The organism is Methanofastidiosum sp. (assembly GCA_013178285.1).
Lineage (GTDB): Archaea > Methanobacteriota_B > Thermococci > Methanofastidiosales > Methanofastidiosaceae > Methanofastidiosum.
In genome coordinates this window covers 1-2297 of record JABLXD010000095.1, presented here as the reverse complement: position 1 = coordinate 2297, position 2297 = coordinate 1, and the positions used below count along the sequence as shown (strand labels likewise).

The 2297-nt window shown below is 30.6% G+C and carries 3 protein-coding genes; all 3 read right to left on the bottom strand.

What is annotated here, in order from left to right:
- Positions 1-169 precede the first annotated feature (169 nt).
- On the bottom strand, positions 170-1276 hold the full coding sequence (locus HPY60_11895; GenBank protein NPV51878.1) for a glycosyltransferase family 4 protein: 1107 nt from the start codon (positions 1274-1276) through the stop codon (positions 170-172).
- Positions 1277-1286: 10 nt separating this feature from the next.
- Positions 1287-1814 carry a nucleoside-diphosphate sugar epimerase gene (locus HPY60_11890; protein NPV51877.1) on the bottom strand — a complete coding sequence of 176 codons (528 nt, stop codon included), beginning with the start codon at positions 1812-1814 and terminating at the stop codon, positions 1287-1289.
- 119 nt (positions 1815-1933) lie between these two features.
- Positions 1934-2179: an NAD-dependent epimerase/dehydratase family protein gene (locus HPY60_11885; protein ID NPV51876.1), complete on the bottom strand. Its 246-nt coding sequence runs from the start codon at positions 2177-2179 to the stop codon at positions 1934-1936.
- Positions 2180-2297 lie beyond the last annotated feature (118 nt).

The following is a 2297-nucleotide window of genomic DNA, read 5'->3' as shown; positions in this document are numbered from 1 at the left end:
AATAATCTCTATCAAGTTCCAGCATATTTTGTGACCCCCTATCATTTTTGTCGTTATTAATGATAGGTTACATAATGTGCTGGGTTTTTTCATTCGCAATTTTTTCCTGTTAAAAAGCTAGCACAACAAGTTAAAGTATTATAATACAAAATATAATAATATTTATTGCCTATAATTTCATCGTTTTCATAATTATTGCATTAACTTTATTTACATCAAATTTCTCATAACAAATTCTTAAACTTTCTTTGCCCATTTTTTCTAACTCTTCTTTATGTTCTATCATCCATATCATTTTCTCTGCAAGAGCTCCTGCATTTTTTACTGGAACTAGAAATCCGTTAACCCCATTAATAACTGTTTCACGACAACCAGGTGCATCTGTTGTAATAATAGCCCTTCCCATAGCCATTGCTTCCAGTACACTTTTGGGAGTGCCCTCATGATATGATGGCAACACAAAAACTGAACATCTTTCTAAAAAAGGTCGGACATCATCTGTCGAACCCAAATACTCAATAATTCCATTTCTAATGTAATCCTGTATTTCTTCTTCTTTTATTGCTGATGGGTTAGTATCAAAATAACCTACTATCTGTATCCTTACAATAGGATATCTTTCTTTAACTATTTTAGCAGCCTTAATATATTCAATTACACCTTTATCTCTTATAATTCTTCCAACGAATAAAAAAACTAGATTTTGTGGAATTGGTTTTTCAGTAAATTTATTTAAATTAACACCAGAACCATTTATCATTACTATTTGAGACTCTTTTATCAAACCACTATCCAGCATTTCTCTAGAATCATCTTTGTTTTGAAAAAAAACCTTGTTACAGAAATTGAATGCTGCTTTATACTCAAGTTTAAGAATGCGTCTTGCAAAGTTCTTTTTATTTTCGTTACGTAGAACAGATCCTAGTCCACCCATTAAAGCATAAATTTCCTTTATACCTGCTAATTTTGCTGCTATACACCCATATATAATTGTTTTTGCGTGATATGCAAAGATTTTATCTGGCTTTTCTTTAATAATTACTTTCAGTATAGAAAAAAAACCGACAATATCTTTAATAGGATTTGTACTAGTTCTATCTACTCCATTTATAGATACGTACTTAATTCCTCTTTCTTTAAATTTGGTTTCCCATTCCCTTTCAGGTTCAGGGGCTGCAGCAATTACATCATGACCATTTTTAAGCATTTCAATCATCATATCTTCCCTAAAGTAAAATAGAGTAGGGGCATAGCTTGATAAAACCATAATTCTCATTGGGATTAGCCTACTTTCTAGTCATTTTCTTGAATTCGTTGATCTCAATATCTATACCCTCTTCAAATGACATTGGATTATAATTGAAATCCTTTTTTGCCAGCTCATGACTATATACTCTGTCTTCTCCCATACGAAGTATTTTCTCAACAATATCTAGTTTGCCTAAAGTCATTCCTTTAAGCATATAAGCAATAAATACACTTATATTTATAGGGACAGGTATAAATATTGTATTTTTATTTAATTTTTTACTAATAATTGTCAGTGCCTCTTTAATACTAATTGGCTTATTACCAGATAAATTGTACTGTTTATTTGCAGTTATCTGGGGATTCATTAAGACATCATAATATGCTTTTCCTAAATCCCTTGCATTTACTGGCTGAATCAAACTTTTCCCACCATTAACTAAAGGGAAAAATGGTAAATTATTTATCATCTTTATGAATTTACTCATGTTATGATCACACATATCACCATAGATCATAGTGGGTCTTAATATCGTTAGAGAAATTTTATTTTTTGCTATTTTCATTACTTCAGATTCAATACGAAAATAATCAGATGATGCACTTTTATACCTAGAATATATTCCTGTAGTATGCACCAAGATTGCTCTTGAAACGTTATTAGTAATAGCAGCTTTGACAATATTTATAGAATGATGAGTATTATATATATATGCAATACAGTCTCAACTTCTTTCATTATTTCATTAATGAAAGATTCGTCGTTTAAATCTCCATTCACTATCTCAATGTCAATCCCGCTATTTTTTAAAATTTCTATATTACTGTTCTTTCTTACAGCACACCTTATTTTGCCTTCATATTTATTGTTAATTAATTGTTGAAGAAAATATCTCCCTGTATGTTGCGTAATTCCTGTAACTATATAGATTACGATAATGATTTTACATTCGCAGGCATAACCTGTTTATGACCTGTTCCGGGACCTTGTTAATTGAATTAATGAACCCCCTAACAGCTTCACGAATTTGTTTTACAGAGGAGTAGAA

What these genes read in the sequence shown, in the direction of transcription:
- HPY60_11895 (NPV51878.1), bottom strand. Translation starts at nt 1,276, where the DNA reads ATGAGAATTATGGTTTTATCAAGCTATGCCCCTACTCTATTTTACTTT.
- HPY60_11890 (NPV51877.1), bottom strand. Translation starts at nt 1,814, where the DNA reads ATGAAAATAGCAAAAAATAAAATTTCTCTAACGATATTAAGACCCACT.